This is a genomic window from Brasilonema octagenarum UFV-OR1, assembly GCF_963888615.1.
GTDB classification, from domain to species: Bacteria; Cyanobacteriota; Cyanobacteriia; order Cyanobacteriales; family Nostocaceae; genus Brasilonema; species Brasilonema sennae.
Genome location: NZ_CAWPKW010000123.1, coordinates 1 through 602, shown reverse-complemented (window position 1 = coordinate 602; position 602 = coordinate 1). Strand labels below are relative to the sequence as shown.

Sequence of the window (602 nt, the reverse complement as noted above, 5' to 3'; positions counted from 1 at the left end):
CAATCTATGACTACCGCGCTTTTATAGAAAAAGCCCATGCTATGGGAGCATTGGTCACGGTAGCAGCAGATCCCTTAAGTCTGACTTTGCTAACACCCCCAGGTGAATTTGGCGCTGATATTGCCGTAGGAAGCACTCAGCGTTTTGGTATTCCCTTGGGCTACGGGGGTCCTCATGCAGCTTACTTTGCCACCAAAGAAGAGTATAAGCGGCAAGTACCAGGGCGAATTGTTGGTGTATCAAAAGATGCTCAAGGGAAACCTGCACTGCGTCTTGCCTTACAAACCCGTGAACAACATATTCGTCGCGAAAAAGCGACTAGTAATATCTGTACAGCACAGGTGTTACTGGCAGTCATGGCGAGTATGTATGCTGTATACCACGGTTCTGCTGGACTCAAAAAAATTGCTGAGAATATCCACCAGATGACTGTGATGCTGGCAAAAGGATTAAAACGTTTGGGTTACAGCATCGGTTCTGAATATTTCTTTGACACCCTGCGAGTCGATTTAGGAGAACGCAGTTTAGATGAGATTCTACAAGCTTGTGAAGCTCGTAAAATAAACATCCGCATTTTAAACACAACTACTGTAGGTATATCC

General features: G+C 45.2%; 1 pseudogene. It reads left to right on the top strand.

Annotated elements, in window-relative coordinates:
* A pseudogene (locus AC5590_RS08910) lies at nucleotides 1-602 on the top strand (aminomethyl-transferring glycine dehydrogenase); the annotation flags it as partial.